This window comes from Haloferax prahovense (assembly GCF_000723845.1).
GTDB classification, from domain to species: Archaea; Halobacteriota; Halobacteria; order Halobacteriales; family Haloferacaceae; genus Haloferax; species Haloferax prahovense.
In genome coordinates this window covers 2,565,603-2,581,796 of the sequence record NZ_LK053000.1, presented here as the reverse complement: position 1 = coordinate 2,581,796, position 16,194 = coordinate 2,565,603, and the positions used below count along the sequence as shown (strand labels likewise).

The window sequence follows — 16,194 nt, the reverse complement described above, 5'->3', positions numbered from 1 at the left end:
ACTTTCGCCGCGCTATCTGAAGCTTCAGGTGCGTTGCGCCCGTCACCTCGACCATGGCGGAGGAGACGCTGCCGGGCACGACCGCCGACGACGCCCCCGACAGCATCGTCCTTCACGTCGACATGGACTGTTTTTACGCCGCCTGCGAGCGCCTCCGCGAACCCGAACTCGAAGGTGAGCCGGTGGTCGTCGGCATGGGCTACGAACCCGGCGAGGGCCACGGCGCGGTCGCCACGGCGAGCTACGAGGCCCGCGAGTTCGGCGTCGAGAGCGCCCAGCCGATTTCGACCGCGCTCGAACGCCTCCCGCGAACCGAGGGCCTCGGCCCCGACGACGACCCCGCGGCGGCGGGCCACTACCGCACCGTCGACCTCGAGTTCTACAAGGAGGTCGCCGCCGACGTGAAGGCGATTCTCCACGACTGCGCCGACGTGGTCCGCGAGGTGAGCATCGACGAGGCCTACCTCGACGTGACCGACCGGACTGCGTGGGACCTCGCGGCCTCGGGCGACCGGACGCTGGCGGAGGGCTTCGCCCGCTACGTGAAACAGCGCATCGCCCGCGAGGTCGGCGTCGCGGCCTCCATCGGCGTCGCGCCGAACATGTCGACCGCGAAAATCGCCTCCGACTTCGACAAGCCCGACGGGCTGGTCGTCGTCCGTCCCGGCGAGGTTCGGTCCTTTCTCGCACCCATCCCGGTCGAGGAGGTCCACGGCGTCGGCCCCGTGACGGCCCGAAAGCTCGGCTCGCTCGGCGTCGAGACGGCGGGCGACCTCGCCGAGGCCGACGCCTCGGTCCTCGAAGCCGAGTTCGGCTCCCGCGGCCGCGAACTCCACGAGCGAGCCCGCGGCTACGACGACCGGACGGTCACGCCGACGGGCCGACCCAAGAGCCTCTCGCGGGAGTCTGCGTTCACCGAGCCGACCGACGACATCGAGGACAAGCGGGAGGTCGTTCGCGCCCTCGCGGCCGACGTGGCCGACCGCGCGAACTCCCGCGGGGCGATGTACCGGACCATCGGCATCAAGGTGGTCGTCCCGCCGTTCGACATCAACACGCGGGCGACGTCGCTTTCCGGGCCCGTGGACGACCCAGAACTCGTCGAATCGGTCGCGCTCGACTTACTCGACGCCGAGTTCGAAGAGACGACCGTCCGAAAGCTCGGCGTCCGCGTCTCGAAGCTCTCGTTCGCGGACGCCGACCAGTCGAGCCTCGACGGGTGGGAGTCGACCGGGTCCGGCGGCGACGACATTTCAGACGACCGCGTCGGCGACGACACCAGCGACGACGCCGGCGACGACGAGCCCCCGAACGCCGGCGGTGGAACCCGCTCGCACGAGGGCCAGTCGTCGCTCGTCGAGTTCGACTGACTCCGCGGGACCGACGGGGCGAGGGGGAGGAACTATGGCCTCCGAGGGAGTCGACCAAACCGGATGACGGATTCGGACACGGAAACCATCTCGGTCGCCGAGATCAGCGACGGTCCAGGGGGAGAGGGAGCCGAAGAGCCGGGGACGACGGTCGACCTGCCGGTGGTCGACATCCTCACCGGTCGGGGGTTCGTCACCGGCAAGTCCGGGTCGGGCAAGTCGAACACGGCGTCGGTCATCATCGAGAACCTGCTGTCGGCCAACTTCCCGGTGCTCATCGTCGACACGGACGGCGAGTACTACGGCCTCAAACAGGAGTTCGAACTGCTCCACGCCGGGGCCGACGAGGAGTGCGACATCCAGGTGAGCCCCGAGCACGCGGAGCGACTCGCCACGCTCGCGCTCGAACAGAACGTTCCTATCATCCTCGACGTGTCCGGCTACCTCGACGACGCGGCCTCCGACGAACTGGTGACGGAGGTCGCGAAACACCTCTTTGCGAAGGAGAAGAAGCTCAAGAAGCCGTTTTTGATGCTCATCGAGGAGTGCCACGAGTACATCCCCGAGAAGGGCGGGATGGACGAGGCGGGTAAGATGCTCATCAAAATCGGAAAGCGCGGCCGCAAACACGGCCTCGGGGTCGTCGGCATCTCCCAGCGCCCCGCCGACGTCAAAAAGGACTTCATCACCCAGTGCGACTGGCTCGTCTGGCACCGCCTCACGTGGCGCAACGACACCAAGGTCGTCGGGCGAATCCTCGGGTCGGAGTACGCCGACGCCATCGAGGACATGGGCAACGGCGAGGGATTCCTCGTCACCGACTGGTCCGAGTCGATTCGGCGCGTGCAGTTCCACAAGAAGCAGACGTTCGACGCGGGCGCGACGCCGGGCCTCGACGACTTCGAGCGCCCGGACCTGAAGTCCGTCGACGGCGACCTCGTCTCCGACCTCAAGGAGATTTCCGACGAGAAGGCAAGACAGGAGAGCCGCATCGCCGACCTCAGACAGGAGATAGACAAGAAGGACGCGAAGATTCGACAGCTCGAACGGGAGCTAGAGGAGGCGCGAGACCTCTCGCGGATGGCCGACCAGTTCGCGCAGGCGATGTTCCAGAAGGCGGAGTCGCCCTACCGCGGCGGCGACGGTCGCAACCTCAACCGCCCCACCGAAAAGCAGGCCGCGCTCGGCGAGTACAACGAGGCCACCGATGGTGACGTGGCGAACGCGGCAGCCGACGCCGCCGCTGAGGGCGGCGACGGGATCGAGAACACCGGCGACACACCGCCCCGACGACCGCTCGAAGCGCCGTCCGGGCCGCCGTGGCCGACGCACGGACTGCTCTCCGAGAGCGACGAGGCGGGGGCTGACGGCGCCGATGGCACGGGCGACGCGGCCCCTGCGGCCGCGCCGGCCGACGACGAGTCGTGGATGGCGGCCGCCGAGATGGGCGACTTCGAGCCAGCGGAACTCCACCCCGCGCCGGGTGCCGAGAGCCGCCGCGACGTGGTCGACCGCATGACGGCCATCGTGAACGCGCTGGGCGACGTCCACCACGGAATGCTCGCGCACTACCGCGAGCGCGGCATCTCCGACCCGTTGGCGGCCCACGTCGCCGCGGGCGAGACCGGCGACCAGCACCTCGCCTACGGCCGGAACCGCTCGCTCCGTCGGGCGGGCTTCATCCGCCACGCCGGCCGCGGGAAGTACGAGTACGCGCTGCCGGACCTCGTGAGCGACGAGTACGCGGACCTCTTGGGCGACGACGAACTCCGGGAGACGGTCGCGGCTATCGAGGCGTCGTTCGTCGAAGAAGAAGCCGACGGCGAGTAGACGTCGAGACGCGGGCCGTCGGTCGGAAGGAGAATTTTGGCGCGCTTACAGGCCGGAGACGAGGTCTTCGAGCGCCGCGCGCGGGTCGTCCGCCTTGGCGACGCCGGAGGCGAGCAGGATGCCGGACGCGCCGAGTTCCTCAGCGGTCACCACGTCGTCGCCGGTCGAGATGCCCGCGCCGCAGTAGACAGCAACGTCGTCGTCCACGTTGGCCGCGGCGTCGACGGCGTCGGTGACGATGCCGGGGTCGGCGGTCGCGACGGAGACGTCGCCGCCGATGAGTTCCGGCGGCTCGACGGCGACCGAGTCGGGGCCCAGCGCGGCGACCGCGCCGATTTGGGCGGGGTTGTTGGCGCAGACGCAGGTTTCGAGGTCCGCTCGCTCGGCGGCCTGTACGGAGCCGTCGATGTCGGCGAGCTTCAGGCGCTTTTCGGAGTGGTTGATGAGCGTGCCGACCGCGCCGGCCTCGGCGACGGCCTCGGCGAGGGTGCTGCCGGTGTGGCTGCCGTGGCCGTTCGGGTCGACGTGCTGGGCCCACGTCTCGACGCCGGTGTCGGCGACGCGGGAGATGTCGGCCGCCTGTGGGGAGACGGCGATGCGGACGCCGGACTCCTCGGCCACGTCGCGCGCGGCGGTGGCGACTTCGATCGGGTCACACGGGTACGCTTTGAGGTTGACTAGGATGAACACAGTCGAAGTCGCGTCCGGCGAGACTAATAAATTGGTTTTCGGGGCCGCGATTGCCACGAGACGGCGTCTCGCGGGCGGAAAATCGTGATAAACGGTGCGGAGAAACCGACCGCGTCGTTTCCGCGATGGGTCGTCGGCGTCGGTCGCCGGCTCGCGTCAGTCTTTGCGCTTGACCACGTCGCCGAGGGTGGTCGTCGTGGAGCCGCCGCCGGACCACTCGGAGTCGTCGTCGCTCTCGCCTTCGACCAGCGAGATGTCGAGCTTGCGCTCGATTTTCTTCCGGACGGAGTCCGGCGGCATGATGTCGCCGCGTTCGAGCTTGCGGATGAGGCTCGCCTTCTCGTTGAGCGACTGGGCGAGTTCCTCTTGGCTCATTCCGCGGGACTCCCGCGCCTGCCGGATGCGGTCGTCGTAGTCGGTCGCGATTTCGTCCATGTCGTCGAACATGTCGCGGCGGCGGCGCTTCGACGACGAGGAGGAAGACGACCCCGAGGAGCGAGAGGAGTTCGAGCCCGACGAGGAGGACGTGGAGTACTTCGTGCTCGCGCTGGAAGTCGACTCGGTGCGGACCTCCGTGCCGAACTCGGCGCAGTCGTCACACAGCTGCAGTTCTGCGCCTTCGACCTTCACAGTCTTCAGAGAGGCTTGGTCGGAGCCGCACATCTCGCACTGAGGCATACACTCACGTACCCGCCCGCCGCGTATAAAAGGCACGCCACCGGCCACTAACCCGACGCGCCCGAGGCGCAACTGACGCGACCGAAACGCGACCGTCCGCGTCACTCGCGCACGATGCGCGCTCGAATCTGGCGACGGACGGGTCGCGTGACGACGCGGTGGCCTCGCCGATAGACGACGACGTACGAGACCGGCAGGAGCGCGACGAACGCGACGATGAGCCAGCGACCCTGCGTGAACGGGTCGGGCGGGAGCGTGAACGCGCCGGCGACGTACGAGGCGACACCGGCGAGCATCACGGCGAGCGCGGCGCGTTCGGTCCTCGACGGCGGTCGCCGCCTCGACGACCCGCTGACGAAAAACAAAAGGTACGCGACCAGTCCGACCGGAACGAAGGCGACGAGCGCCCCGAGGAGGTTCGGGAACCCGTGGCCGCGGGCGGCGGCGTTCTGCGAGACCCAAAGCGACGTGGCGACGAGGACGACGACCGGGACGAAAAACAGCGTCGCCTCCGCGGGCGACGGAACGATGGAGGGCACGAATCGTCGTCGTTCGTGTCACCACATAGTAGTTTTGGCGAGGTTCTGGGACAGTCAGCACCGCGCCTCGTCCGCCAGCGGAAGCGCCAGTTGGACGGTGCTCCACCCGTCGCGTCGGTCGTAGTCGACTCGGCCGCCCGCGGACTCGACAACCCATTTGACGACCCACAGCCCCAGCCCCGAGCCGTGGCTGAGTTGCGTGATGTCCTCGTCGCCGAAGACGGCGGCCCACTCGATTTCGGGGATACCGTCGCCGTCGTCGCTGATGCGGAGGGTCGCGTCGTTCTCGCACGCCGCCGCCTCGATGCGGACCGTCACGTCCTCGGGGGTGTGTTCCAGCGCGTTCTCCACGACGTTGGCGAGCGCCTGCGCGAGTTTCGGCCCGACGGAGACCGGGAGCGACGGGGGAAGGTCGAGGTCGAACGTCGCCGCGGGGTATCGGGTTCGCCGCGACTCGACGACGGCGCGGACCGTCGCGGTCGCGTCGACCACCTCGTCGGGTCGTTGGTCGTCGAGGACGGCGGCGGCGGTTCGTGCCTTCTCGCTGACCCGCAGGAGCGTTTTGGTGTGCTCGGCGATTCGCGCGGCCGCGTGGTCGACGCGCGAGTCCGCCGTCGCCTCGCGTATCTCCTCGGCCATGCCGAGGACGACGTTCATCTCGTTTCGGAGGTTGTGCCGGAGGACGCGCTGGAGCACCTGTAAGTGCTCTCTGGCACGGCGCTGACCGGTGATGTCCGAATAGATGGAAAAGCCGTACCGCCTTCCGTCGCCGCGGCTGTAGGGGATGCCGCGATAGAGGAACTCCCGTCTCCCCCACGCGGTCTGGCGGGTGACGATGGCGTGGTTGGCCTTCCCGTCGGCGGTCCGTTGGTCGAAGTCGACCGCCTCGTCGTCGGCGTTCGGCGGGACGATGAAGTCGTTGAGCGACTCGCCGCGCACCTCGGCCGCGCCGTAGCCGAAGACGGCCTCGAACCCCGGATTGACCGTCCGGATAATCGGTTCGACGCCGACGATTTCGAACTCGATGACCGCGTCGTCGACGAGGTCGAACAGGTGGTCGAACCGGTCGCGCTCTGTGTGCAGTCGCGCGGCCGCCGGCTCCGGCAGTTCGCGACAGACCGCGCCGACGACCCGGCCCGCGCCGGTGGCGTCCGAGTCGCCGTCGCGGTCGGCGTCTCCGCTTCCGTCACCGGCTCCGCCACTGCCGACTTCGACACCGGGGGACGGGGCGAACTCGATTTCGACCGCGACGGCTCCGGCTGCCCCGCCGCCGACTCCCGAGAGCCGACAGTGGCACCGACGGCTCTCCCACCCGCTCGCCGCTCGCACGGCGGCAGCGGCCTCGCGAACCTCCGGCCAGTCCCCGTCGGCGAGGAGGTCCGAAAACGGTCGCCCGCGGAGCGCCGCGGTGTCCGCCCCGAGGTGTGCCGCGAATTCCTCTCCCGCGTGGACGACGACGCCCGACGCGTCGAGGACGAACATCACTCGGCGAGGGCCGAGCACCGCGGGCGCTCACTCTCGGTGCGAGAAAACAGATACCGTGGGGTCCGGTGGCGAAATTGCGCGAGTATGTGAGTATGTGATGCGCGGCTGTGTCTCATTCGATTCGTTCTCTGGTGATAATCTGAAACATATAAATCCGCGGTAGCGGGCAACATCCTCGGGCAGTCGGCCGGGTTACGTCAGGTCGCTCCACGCGCCCCAGAAGCGCTGGACGGCGGTGAGATGGCCGACGACGGCGAAGAACACGAGCAGCCAGCCGACGAGCGTGAACCCGCCGAGCGTGCCGGTGTAGACGGCGGACGCGAGGCCGACGAGGCCCATGAGCGCCAGTCGGTCGGCGCGTCCGACGAGGCCGCCGTAGGCGCGTCCGAGGCCGACCGCCTGAATCTGCGTGCCGAGATAGGAGGTCATGAGGACGCCCGTGACGGCGGCGAGACCCAGCGCGAACGAGTCGATACCGGCGGCGAGGCCGACGAGGACGACGATGTCGGCGTAGCGGTCGAGCACGTGGTCCAGCAGGTCGCCGGCCTTCGAGGAGACGCCCTGCTCGCGGGCGAGCGCGCCGTCGACGAGGTCGAGCCAGCCGTTACAGAAGACGAACACCGCGCCGAGGCCGTACCAAAGCGGGTCGGCGAGGCCGAAGGCGACGCCGGCGGCGACGGCGAACCCGAAGGCGACGACGCTCACGCCGTTCGGCGAGAGGCCGGCGGCGTCGGCGACCGAGACGAACGGGGCGAGCAGTTTGTCGGCGGTGTCGCGGTACTGGTCGAGCGTCATAGGTAGTCGATGAAGTCGACGGTCCCCGCCGAGGGTTCTCGCTCGCCCGCGACGACCGCCGCGATGTCGTCGGCGACGGCGTCGGGGTCGCGGTCGGTCGTGTCTATCTCGTACACCGACTCCTCGCCGTGGAACTCGACGGCCTCGCCGAGAATCACGTCCAGCGCCTCCGATTCGCGGTTCTCGCGCGCCTTGGCCTCGGCCTCGCCGCGGTCGAGCAGGCGCTGTTCGAGGATGTCGGGGCGACACCGAAGCACGACCACGCGGTCGGCCTCGAAGTGGTGTGCGAGGTGGCTCTCGACGAGTCCGTCCCAGTCGCCGAGTTCGTCGCGGGCGGCGTCGAGGTCGACGACGAGCGTGTCGCGCTCCTCGTCGCGTTCGCTCCAGAGACCCTCGTCCTTCACGAGTCGGTTGAGGTGGACCACGTCGAGGTCGAGGTCGTCGGCGACGCGCTCGGTGGCGGTGGTCTTGCCGGTGCCGGGCGTGCCGGTGACGACGACTCTCACGCCGTCGGCACCTCCGAGACGATTCGGTTGAGCACGTCCACGGCGCGCTTCGTCTGGGCCTCGGTGCCGCAGGAGACGCGGATGCACTCCGGGAGACCGAAACTCCCGCAGTCGCGGACGATGACGCCCTCGCGCTGGGCCGCCTCGGTGACGGCGGTCGCGTCGCCGACCTCGACGAGGACGAAGTTGCCCTCGCTTTCCCACGTCGGCGCGTCGAGGTGCTCGCGGAGGTACTCGCGGGACCACCGTGCCGACTCGACGGATTTCTCGACGTGTTCCTCGTCGTCGAGCGCGGCGAGCGCGGCGCGGCAGGCGACCTCGCTGGCGGCGAACGGCGTGTTCACGCGGGCGTAGGCGTCGGCCCACGCCTCGGGCACGCAGGCGTAGCCGATGCGGAGGCCGGCAAGCCCGTACGCCTTCGAGAACGTCCGCAGGACCGCGACGTTGTCGTACTCCGAGAGCAGGTCGATGGCCGAGGGCACGTCGGCGAACTCGCCGTAGGCCTCGTCGACGACGAGGAGCGTGTGGTCCTCGACGGACTCGGCGAGTTCGACGAGTTCGTCCCGGGGGAGCACGGAGCCAGTCGGGTTGTGCGGCGTCGTGAGGTAGACCATGCGCTCGCCGTCGTAGGCGTCGAGGACGAGGTCGGCGGTCTGCTCGAAGTCGTCGCCCTTCGACACCTCGTACTGGACGGCGTCGCCGTGGTGGTATCGGGCGCTCATCGAGTAGTACGAAAAGCCGGGCGACGGTTCGAGAATCCGGTCGTCCGGTTCGAGCATCGCGCGGGTCAGGTAGTCGATAGAGCCGTCCGCGCCGGGCGACACCCACACCTGTTCGGCTTCGAGGCCCCACTTGTCGGCGAGGCGCTCGGTCAGGTCCGTGTGGGCGGTCTTCGGGTAGACGCTCACGGTCGGCGCGGCGTCCTCGATGGCGGCGACCGCCTTCGGACTCGGGCCGTGGGGGTTCTCGTTCGAGGAGAGTTTCGTCAGGTCCTCGGGGTCCATCCCGAGTTCGCGGGCGACCTCCTCTGTCCCGCGGCCGGGTACGTAGGGAGCGTGCGCGGAGAGGTCCCGTGGTTGCATGGTCGGAAAATGCGGGTCGCGGTTCTTAAGCGTGCGTACTCCGGGACGGGAGTGGTGAGACGGGAGCGACGGGATTGGGAGGTCAGGGGACGGTGGTGAGAAGCGCCCCCGACGGGCACTACCCGAGTTGCGCCTGAAGCGACTCGGCGAGTCGAAGCGAGAGCGCCGCGATGGTGAGCGTCGGGTTCATCGCCCCGCCGGTCGGGAAGACGCTCGACCCCGAAATCCAGAGGTTGTCGAGGTCGTGCGCGCGACACTCGGCGTCGACGACGCTCGATTCGGGGTCGTCGCCCATCCGCGTCGTCCCCATGTGGTGGTACGCGGGGCCAGTTTCGTCCGGGCCGACGGTCCAGCGGTCCTCGACGCCGAGTTCGTCAAGCACGCGCGCCTGAATCTCGTTGGCCCGCGAGAGCGCGGCCTCCGTTTGTTCATCGACGGACCAGTGTATCTCGGGGACGGGGTCGCCGAGGTCGTCGGTCGTCTCCCGGTCGAGGCCGACGTAGTTGTCCTCGCGGGGGAGCTGTTCGACCAGCGCGCCCATGGACACGTGCGTGCCGTAGCTCTCGTCCAACTGGTCGAGCAGGTCGTCGCCCCACGTGTCGGCGTGGAGGGCGTCGATGACCGGCGACGGCCCGGCGTAGTTGAGAAACTCCAGTTTGAGGCCGTTGACCGGGTCGGCATCGTCGTAGAACTGGTGGCACTCGCTGGTGTTGAAGCCGACGTGGTTCTGACGCGTGGGGCGGTCGAGGCGGCCGCCCATCCCGGCGAACAGGTGGTCCATGAAGTACCGACCGACCGCACCCGAGGAGTTGGCGAGGCCGTCGGGGTAGCGGTCGGAGTCGGACAGCAACAGCAGTCTGACGTTCTCGACGCCGCCGCAGGCGAGGACGAACTGGGTCGCCTCCTGTCTGTGGGTCTCGCCGTCGGGGGTCGTGTAGGCGGCCGCGACGACGCGCTCGCCGACCGCGTCGTGTTCGAGCCGTCGGACCCGCGCCCGGTCGATGACCCGCGCGCCCGCGGCCTCGGCCTTCTCGACGTGGGACTCGGCGGTGTACTTCGCGCCGGAGGGACAGACCGGTTTGCACGTCCCGTAGCCGACGCAGGGCGACCGGTCGTCGTACGGTTCGGAGTTGCGGGCGTTGCCCACCGAGTGCATGTCGATGCCGAGGCGCTCGCAGGCCTCGGCGAAGATGGAGTCCGAGTGCGACGGCCGGAAGGCTGGAAGCGGGTAGGGCTCGTCCCGCGGCGGCGCGTAGGGGTTGTCGGCCGCGCCCGCGACGCCAAATTCGCGCTCCGCGGCGGCGTAGTACGGCCGGAGGTCGCCGTAGCCGACGGGCCAGTCGGCCCCGACGCCGTGTCTGGTGTCGAGTTCGAAGTCGCGCTCGTGGAGGCGCATCACCATCCCCTGCCAGTGGAGCGTCGACCCGCCGACGCCCTTCACGCGGGCGGCGTTCAGCGGGTAGAACGACTCGCCCGAGGAGGAAAACGCGTCCCGCGGGCCGCCCATCTCCCACGGGCCGTCGAGGCCGGGGCGGACGTGCTGTTCCAGTTGCTCCCGCCTGTCGCCGTCGAACCGCGGCCCGGCTTCGAGGACGACGACCGCCGCGCCCGACTCGGCGAGCCGATGGGCCACGAGACCGCCGGCGGGGCCGGCACCGACGATACACACGTCGGCGTCGGCGACGGGTGTCCTATCCATCGGTCTCGCCCCCGGAGTCGGTCGTTTCGGGTTCGTCCATCGTCGCCCGCCGGTAGCTCTCGGCCCCGCCGGGGTGGCCGATGGGGTTCTCGATGCCGACGAGGCGGCCGCCGGTCGGCGAGGCGTAGAACGCGTAGAGCAGTTCGTTCACGACGTGAAACCGGAGGCGCTCGGAGAGCGTGCCGTCCGGAATCGGGTCGGCCGCGTCGACGCCGAGTTCGCGGAGCAGGCGGTCGCGGTCGGCCGCGGGGAGGTCGGCGAAGGCCGCGCCCTCCCAGTCGCGGGCGACGTCGTCCAACTCGGTCGCGGCATCGGCCATCGCGGCCCGACGCGAGTCGTCTCGCGCGCGCCCGACGACGTAGGCCTCGACGAACTCCGAGACGCCCTCGGCCGCGCTCGGGTAGACCGCCTCGGCGGCGGCGACCATCGTGTCGCGCACCGCGGTCGGCGGGGTGTCGTCGCCGCCCGATCCGTCCTCGCCAGTCGACCCACCTTCGTTGCCGGTCGAATCGGCGGTCGGCGGGTCAAACTGCGTCAGCGACACGGCCCCGCCGGTGACGCCGAGACCGGCGAGCACGGCCAGCGCGTCCCGTCGAGTCAGTCGCATTCGGCGGGAATTAGGCCAGCCTAATTATAGGGTTTGTCCTCTCACCCCGCGCGGTCGAGGACGACGGCGACGACGCCGAACGTGACGACGACGGGGACGACCGCGACGAACATATCGAATCGCGCACCGAGGTTGTGCGCGAGGACGAGCGCCTGCACGTACGCGAGGAACGTCGCCAGTATCGTATCGAAGACGGGCGGAACGCTGGTTCCGCGTCCCGTCGCTCCCGCGAGTCGGGTGACGGCGAGCGCGCCGACGCCGACTACCGGGATGAGAAGCACGCCGAGCGGGGCGGCGACGAACGAGTCGGGGTCGCCGCCGGTTCCGAAGTGAACCGCGACCGAGGAGGGGAGTACGGGAAGGAGCGCGACGCCCGCGACGGCAGTGAGTGCGAGCATCGCGACGCCGACGAGTGTCAGCCGGGGAACACGCATACGGTCGGGTCGTGGCTCGACGATGAAAAAACGGACCGTCGGTCGGGGTCAGTCCTGTCTGACGCGGTGTTCGAGGACGCCGACGCCCTCGACTTCGACCTCGACACGGTCGCCGTCTTCCAGCGGGCCGACGCCCTCGGGCGTGCCGGTCGAGATGACGTCGCCGGCTTCGAGCGTCATGTAGGACGTGATTTCGGCGACGAGGTCGGGAATCGAGAAGATGAGGTGTTCGATGCTGGAGTCCTGTCGCGTCTCGCCGTTCACGCGGAGCGAGATGCTCGCGTCCTCGGGGAGGTGGTCGGGGTCGGCGAGGGCCGGTCCGAGGGGCGCGGAGCCGTCGAACGCCTTCCCGCGGACCCAGTTCGTCTCGATATCCTGGTCGTCGCGGTTCGACACGTCGTTCATGACCGTGTAGCCTGCAATGACCGCCTCGGCGTCCTCGGGCGCGACGTTTCGGCACTGCTCGCCGATGACGACGGCGAGTTCGGCCTCGTGTTCGACGTTCTCCTTGCCCGCGGGGAGCGTCACGGTGTCGCCGTGGCCGGCGACCGCGTTCGGCGGCTTGAGGAACAAAAGCGGCCGGTCGGGAACCTCCTCGTCGCGCTCCTCGGCGTGCTTGGCGTAGTTGCGGCCGATGCAGACGATTTTCGACGGCTCGCACGGCGGGAGCACGTCGACCTCGTCGAGGTCGTAGTTCTCGCCGCCGAAGGAGACCGAATCGCCGTGCCACTCGCCGGTTCGAACCGCGCCCGCGGGGTCGCGGAATCGGACGTGATGCATGCCCCACGCGTCGGCGGGGGGCGTGATAGGCTTTTACATCGCGCGAGTCTCTCGGTGACGTGGGACATTCTTGCACGATTCTCATCGCTTTTGTGGCCCTGGGGTGACGGACGTGTATCGGCCGTCCCGGACAGTTCGTTCGAGTGGACTCGGGCGGCCGATTCTGCTGTCGAATTCGAGACGAGAGCGGCGGGACCGTCTCCTCGAACGTCGCCGGAACTCCCGGAACATCGCTACGAACTCCCGACGAGCGCGTCCGCCGAAAAGCGGTCACACCGCCCCCTGCGAATAGCTTTTTGTGTATTTCGCGTGTAACGTTCGGGTGCTATGGAACTCACCTGGCACGGTCACTCGACGTGGTACGTCACGGTCGGAGACACCTCGCTTCTCATCGACCCGTTCTTCGACAACCCCGCCACGTCTCTCGACCCGAGCGACCTGGAGACTCCGGACTACGTGCTTCTCACTCACGGGCACGCGGACCACATCGCCCACGCAGGCGAGTTCGACGGCGCGACGGTCGTCGGCACGCCCGAACTCACCGGCTACGTCGAAGCCGAGATGGGCGTCGACGACACCATCGGCATGAACATCGGCGGGACGGTCGAACTCGGCGACGCGTTCGTCACGATGGTCCGCGCCGACCACACCAACGGCATCAACACCGGCTACGAGCACGAGGCCGGGATGCCCGGCGGCTACATGATCAGCGATACGCTGCCGACACAGGAGTTCGACGCCGACTCCACGACGTTCTACCACGCCGGCGACACGGGACTCATGACCGACATGCGCGAGATTTTCGGCGCGTACTTCGAACCCGACGCGGCCGCGCTCCCGGTCGGCGACCACTACACGATGGGCCCGTGGCAGGGCGCTGTCGCCGCCGACTGGCTCGGCGTCGACCACGTCTTCCCGATGCACTACAACACGTTCCCGGCCATCGAAATCGACGTGCGCGACTTCGAGCGCGAGGTGAAGGCCGCCGGCAGTCAGGCCGAGGTCCACGCCCTCGACGGCGACGAGTCGTTCACGCTCCACTAACCCCTCGCCTCGCTCGGCGACGGCCCGTCTCGGGTCGTCGCTTGTGCACACCGTTGTCCTATTGAGGAACTTTTAGGGTCGGTCGCTCCGTTCCTCGGAACGAATGTCCGACATCCAGACCTCTACTGTCAGCGAAGAAGGTTTCGCATGCACGAGCCAGGTCGGCGACTTCGACCTCCAGATCGACGCGACCGACGAGACGGGCCCGAACCCGAACGCCGCGCTCGTCGCGACGTACGCCTCCTGTTTCCTCCCCGCGTTCCGCGTCGGCGGTCAGAAGACGGGCTTCGACGACCTCGGTAAGGTCCAGATCGACGCCGACGCCGACCTCGACGACGGCGACGACCTCGAGCGCATCAGCTTCGACGTCTACGTGGAGTCCAACCTCTCGGACGACGAGTTCGACGAAATCGCGGAACTCGCCGAGGACATCTGCCACGTCCACGACGCGCTCCGCGGCGAACTGCAGGCCGACGTGACCGTCGTCGGCGACGCGTTCTAAGCGTCGCTCGCCGCTCGGGCCGATACGCATTCTTTTCGCAGAAGTCGAAGCCGCCAGCGACGGGTGTCGCGGCGGGTTCGGAGACGCCCCGCCGGGTCAGTAGCGGCGCTTCTTATAGCTTCGAAGACTCATAGCCTCGCCTTCCACGATGATAACCTCGCGGTCTTGGGGGTCCGATTCGACGACGTCGTCGACCTGTTCGCGGAAGTATGGGCTGTTCGGCTCTTCCATACCACTCCCTTCGTCGCACCTAATAAAAATCTTTGTCAGACATTCTCACGCGCGATACCGCGTGAGCGCCGCGGCGAATCAGTCGTCAGCGGCCGCGGCGGCCGGTTCGTGGCTGATTTCGGTGCCGAGCACGTCGAGGAACGCCGCCAACCACTCGGGGTGGTCCGGCCACGCCTGCCCGGTGACGAGGTTGCCGTCGACGGTCACCTCGTCGACCCACGAACAGCCCGCGCGCTCGACTTCCGCGCGAACGGCCGGGTAGGCGGTCATCTCGTAGCCGTCGAGGACGCCCGCGGCGGCGAGAATCTGCGGGCCGTGGCAGATTGCGGCGACCGGCTTCCCCTCGTCGAAGAAGTGCCGGACGGCGTCGAGCACCTCGTCGTAGCCGCGGAGGTACTCGGGCGCGCGCCCGCCGGGGACGACGAGCGCGTCGTAGTCCGCGGGGTCGATATCGGCGAACGTCGCGTTCAGCGCGAAGTCGTGGCCGCGGGTCTCCAGATACGTCTGGTCGCCGCGGAAGTCGTGGACGGCGGTCTTACACCGGTCGCCGTCCTCCTTTTCGGGACACACTGCGTGGACCTCGTGACCCACCATCTGCAGCGCCTGGAACGGTACCATAATCTCGTAGTCCTCGACGAAGTCGCCAGCGAGGAGCAGAATCTTCTTTCCGGACATGGGCATCACCCACGCGGTAGTTGTCGCGTCAGAACGATAATGATTGTGCAGGTGGAGATGGCGGCGGCTCGGGAGTCGAGGTCTGGCCGCGAGAGCGACTGAAGCCGGTTATTTCGAGACGATGCGCCCGATGTCGCCGAGGCCGTCGAGGACGTAGTCGGGTTCGTACTCACTTGCCGCGAGCACCGCGTCGTCGGTCACGCCGGTTCGGACGAGTGCGGTTCCCATGCCCGCGTCGATGCCGAACGCGATGTCGGTGTCGAGGCGGTCGCCGACGATAAGGACTTCCTCGGGCGGCAGGCCCAACTTGTCGAGGACGTACTCCTGTGCGACCCGCGAGGGCTTGCCGAGAATCGCGTCGGGGTCGCGCTCGGCGACGCCCGCGACGGCGTTGATAATCGCGCCCGACCCGGGGATGTCGCCGTCCGCGGTCGGGATGATAACGTCGGGGTCGGTGCCGTAGAAGGCGGCCCCGGACCGGAGCGCGCTGTTGGCGTCGCGGAGGTCGTCGTAGTCGAACTCGCGGTCGACGGAGACGACGACGACCTCGGGGTCGTCGCCGGCACGGACGAGTTCGAGGCCGGCGTCACGGAGTTGGTCGCGGAAGCCCGCCTCGCCGATACAGAACGTCCGCGCGCCGGGATGTCTGTCGGCGAGGTACACCGTCGTCGTCGTGCCGGAGGTGACGACCTCGTCGGCGGTCGCGTCGATGCCGGCCCGGCGGAGTCGCGCCTCGTAGGCGACGGGGGCCTTCGTCGGGTTGTTCGAGACGAACAGTCGGTCGAGTCCGGCGGCGTCGACGGCGGCGAGTCCGTCGAGCGCGCCGGGTATCGCTTCGTCGCCGCGGACGACCGTTCCGTCAACGTCGAAAACCACGCCTCGGTAGTCCATCGTCCTCGGTAGGGAGGCGGAGCTGTTGAACGTTCGCCCGAGAGAACTATTATGTTCATTGGTGACATATGTCGTTATATGGGTGTCTCTTCGAAGCGGTTGGTCGGGTGGCTGCGCGGGCCGGCGACCGGCAACAGCGCCATGGGCGTTTACGGGCTCGTGACGGCGATGGTCGCGCTGTTTTTGACCTACTCCATCGTGGCCACGTTTTCCGTCGTCGTCCCGCTGTTGTCGACGACGGCAATCGTCCTCACGGCGCTCGTCGTGTGGGTGCTGACGTGGGCGGTCCTCGACGTGGTCGCCAGCCGGACGATTCGCGAGTCGTCGGCCTGAGGGGCTCTCCCTCACCATCGCGC

Annotated in this window: 19 protein-coding genes; 5 read left to right on the top strand and 14 right to left on the bottom strand. The window is 68.6% G+C overall.

Features of this window, described 5'->3' with window-relative positions:
* The first annotated feature begins 53 nt into the window (after positions 1 to 53).
* Positions 54 to 1,370, top strand: coding sequence for a DNA polymerase IV (dinB, locus tag BN984_RS13015; RefSeq protein ID WP_008093051.1), 1,317 nt, complete (start codon positions 54 to 56; stop codon positions 1,368 to 1,370).
* Positions 1,371 to 1,433: 63 nt separating this feature from the next.
* Positions 1,434 to 3,200 (top strand): helicase HerA domain-containing protein, encoded by a 1,767-nt coding sequence (locus BN984_RS13010; RefSeq protein ID WP_049968398.1) that lies wholly within the window; start codon positions 1,434 to 1,436, stop codon positions 3,198 to 3,200.
* A gap of 45 nt (positions 3,201 to 3,245) precedes the next feature.
* Here BN984_RS13010 and tpiA read toward each other — a convergent pair whose 3' ends face one another.
* The 11 genes from tpiA to BN984_RS12950 form a co-directional block, all read right to left on the bottom strand.
* Positions 3,246 to 3,890, bottom strand: coding sequence for a triose-phosphate isomerase (gene tpiA / locus BN984_RS13005; protein WP_008093049.1), 645 nt, complete (start codon positions 3,888 to 3,890; stop codon positions 3,246 to 3,248).
* A gap of 156 nt (positions 3,891 to 4,046) precedes the next feature.
* Complete coding sequence (locus BN984_RS19115) at positions 4,047 to 4,568, bottom strand: multiprotein bridging factor aMBF1 (RefSeq protein WP_081909201.1); 522 nt, start codon at positions 4,566 to 4,568, stop codon at positions 4,047 to 4,049.
* Positions 4,569 to 4,669: 101 nt separating this feature from the next.
* Entirely contained in the window at positions 4,670 to 5,107 is a 438-nt protein-coding gene (locus BN984_RS12990; RefSeq protein WP_049968397.1) for a hypothetical protein, read from the bottom strand.
* Between the two features lie 54 nt (positions 5,108 to 5,161).
* Positions 5,162 to 6,589 carry a PAS domain-containing sensor histidine kinase gene (locus BN984_RS12985; RefSeq protein WP_049968630.1) on the bottom strand — a complete coding sequence of 476 codons (1,428 nt, stop codon included), beginning with the start codon at positions 6,587 to 6,589 and terminating at the stop codon, positions 5,162 to 5,164.
* A gap of 195 nt (positions 6,590 to 6,784) precedes the next feature.
* On the bottom strand, positions 6,785 to 7,387 hold the full coding sequence (locus tag BN984_RS12980; protein WP_049968396.1) for a CDP-alcohol phosphatidyltransferase family protein: 603 nt from the start codon (positions 7,385 to 7,387) through the stop codon (positions 6,785 to 6,787).
* Positions 7,384 to 7,893, bottom strand: coding sequence for an adenylate kinase family protein (locus tag BN984_RS12975; protein WP_049968395.1), 510 nt, complete (start codon positions 7,891 to 7,893; stop codon positions 7,384 to 7,386). Before BN984_RS12975 ends, BN984_RS12980 begins: the two co-directional genes overlap by 4 nt.
* On the bottom strand, positions 7,890 to 8,975 hold the full coding sequence (gene hisC / locus BN984_RS12970) for a histidinol-phosphate transaminase (RefSeq protein ID WP_008093044.1): 1,086 nt from the start codon (positions 8,973 to 8,975) through the stop codon (positions 7,890 to 7,892). The genes BN984_RS12975 and hisC overlap by 4 nt, the downstream gene beginning before the upstream one ends.
* A gap of 118 nt (positions 8,976 to 9,093) precedes the next feature.
* Positions 9,094 to 10,674 (bottom strand): GMC family oxidoreductase, encoded by a 1,581-nt coding sequence (locus tag BN984_RS12965; RefSeq protein WP_049968394.1) that lies wholly within the window; start codon positions 10,672 to 10,674, stop codon positions 9,094 to 9,096.
* Complete coding sequence (locus BN984_RS12960) at positions 10,667 to 11,281, bottom strand: gluconate 2-dehydrogenase subunit 3 family protein (RefSeq protein WP_049968393.1); 615 nt, start codon at positions 11,279 to 11,281, stop codon at positions 10,667 to 10,669. The genes BN984_RS12965 and BN984_RS12960 overlap by 8 nt, the downstream gene beginning before the upstream one ends.
* Before the next feature lie 41 nt (positions 11,282 to 11,322).
* Positions 11,323 to 11,700, bottom strand: coding sequence for a DUF1648 domain-containing protein (locus tag BN984_RS12955; protein ID WP_081909234.1), 378 nt, complete (start codon positions 11,698 to 11,700; stop codon positions 11,323 to 11,325).
* Positions 11,701 to 11,763: 63 nt separating this feature from the next.
* Positions 11,764 to 12,495, bottom strand: coding sequence for a fumarylacetoacetate hydrolase family protein (locus tag BN984_RS12950; RefSeq protein WP_008093036.1), 732 nt, complete (start codon positions 12,493 to 12,495; stop codon positions 11,764 to 11,766).
* A gap of 327 nt (positions 12,496 to 12,822) precedes the next feature.
* Between BN984_RS12950 and BN984_RS12945 the strand changes: the two genes are divergently transcribed.
* Both BN984_RS12945 and BN984_RS12940 read left to right on the top strand, forming a co-directional pair.
* Positions 12,823 to 13,539 carry a metal-dependent hydrolase gene (locus BN984_RS12945; RefSeq protein ID WP_008093034.1) on the top strand — a complete coding sequence of 239 codons (717 nt, stop codon included), beginning with the start codon at positions 12,823 to 12,825 and terminating at the stop codon, positions 13,537 to 13,539.
* Positions 13,540 to 13,642: 103 nt separating this feature from the next.
* Positions 13,643 to 14,041 carry an OsmC family protein gene (locus BN984_RS12940; protein ID WP_049968391.1) on the top strand — a complete coding sequence of 133 codons (399 nt, stop codon included), beginning with the start codon at positions 13,643 to 13,645 and terminating at the stop codon, positions 14,039 to 14,041.
* Between the two features lie 96 nt (positions 14,042 to 14,137).
* On the opposite strand, the gene BN984_RS20075 is transcribed toward BN984_RS12940, so the two are convergent.
* The 3 genes from BN984_RS20075 to BN984_RS12930 form a co-directional block, all read right to left on the bottom strand.
* Positions 14,138 to 14,272: a hypothetical protein gene (locus tag BN984_RS20075; protein ID WP_004968055.1), complete on the bottom strand. Its 135-nt coding sequence runs from the start codon at positions 14,270 to 14,272 to the stop codon at positions 14,138 to 14,140.
* Positions 14,273 to 14,350: 78 nt separating this feature from the next.
* A complete protein-coding gene (locus BN984_RS12935; RefSeq protein WP_004063616.1) occupies positions 14,351 to 14,947 on the bottom strand; it encodes a DJ-1/PfpI family protein in 597 nt (198 codons plus the stop codon).
* A 108-nt stretch (positions 14,948 to 15,055) separates the two neighbouring features.
* A complete protein-coding gene (locus BN984_RS12930) occupies positions 15,056 to 15,838 on the bottom strand; it encodes an HAD-IIA family hydrolase (protein WP_049968390.1) in 783 nt (260 codons plus the stop codon).
* A gap of 78 nt (positions 15,839 to 15,916) precedes the next feature.
* Between BN984_RS12930 and BN984_RS12925 the strand changes: the two genes are divergently transcribed.
* Positions 15,917 to 16,171: a hypothetical protein gene (locus BN984_RS12925; RefSeq protein WP_049913415.1), complete on the top strand. Its 255-nt coding sequence runs from the start codon at positions 15,917 to 15,919 to the stop codon at positions 16,169 to 16,171.
* Positions 16,172 to 16,194 lie beyond the last annotated feature (23 nt).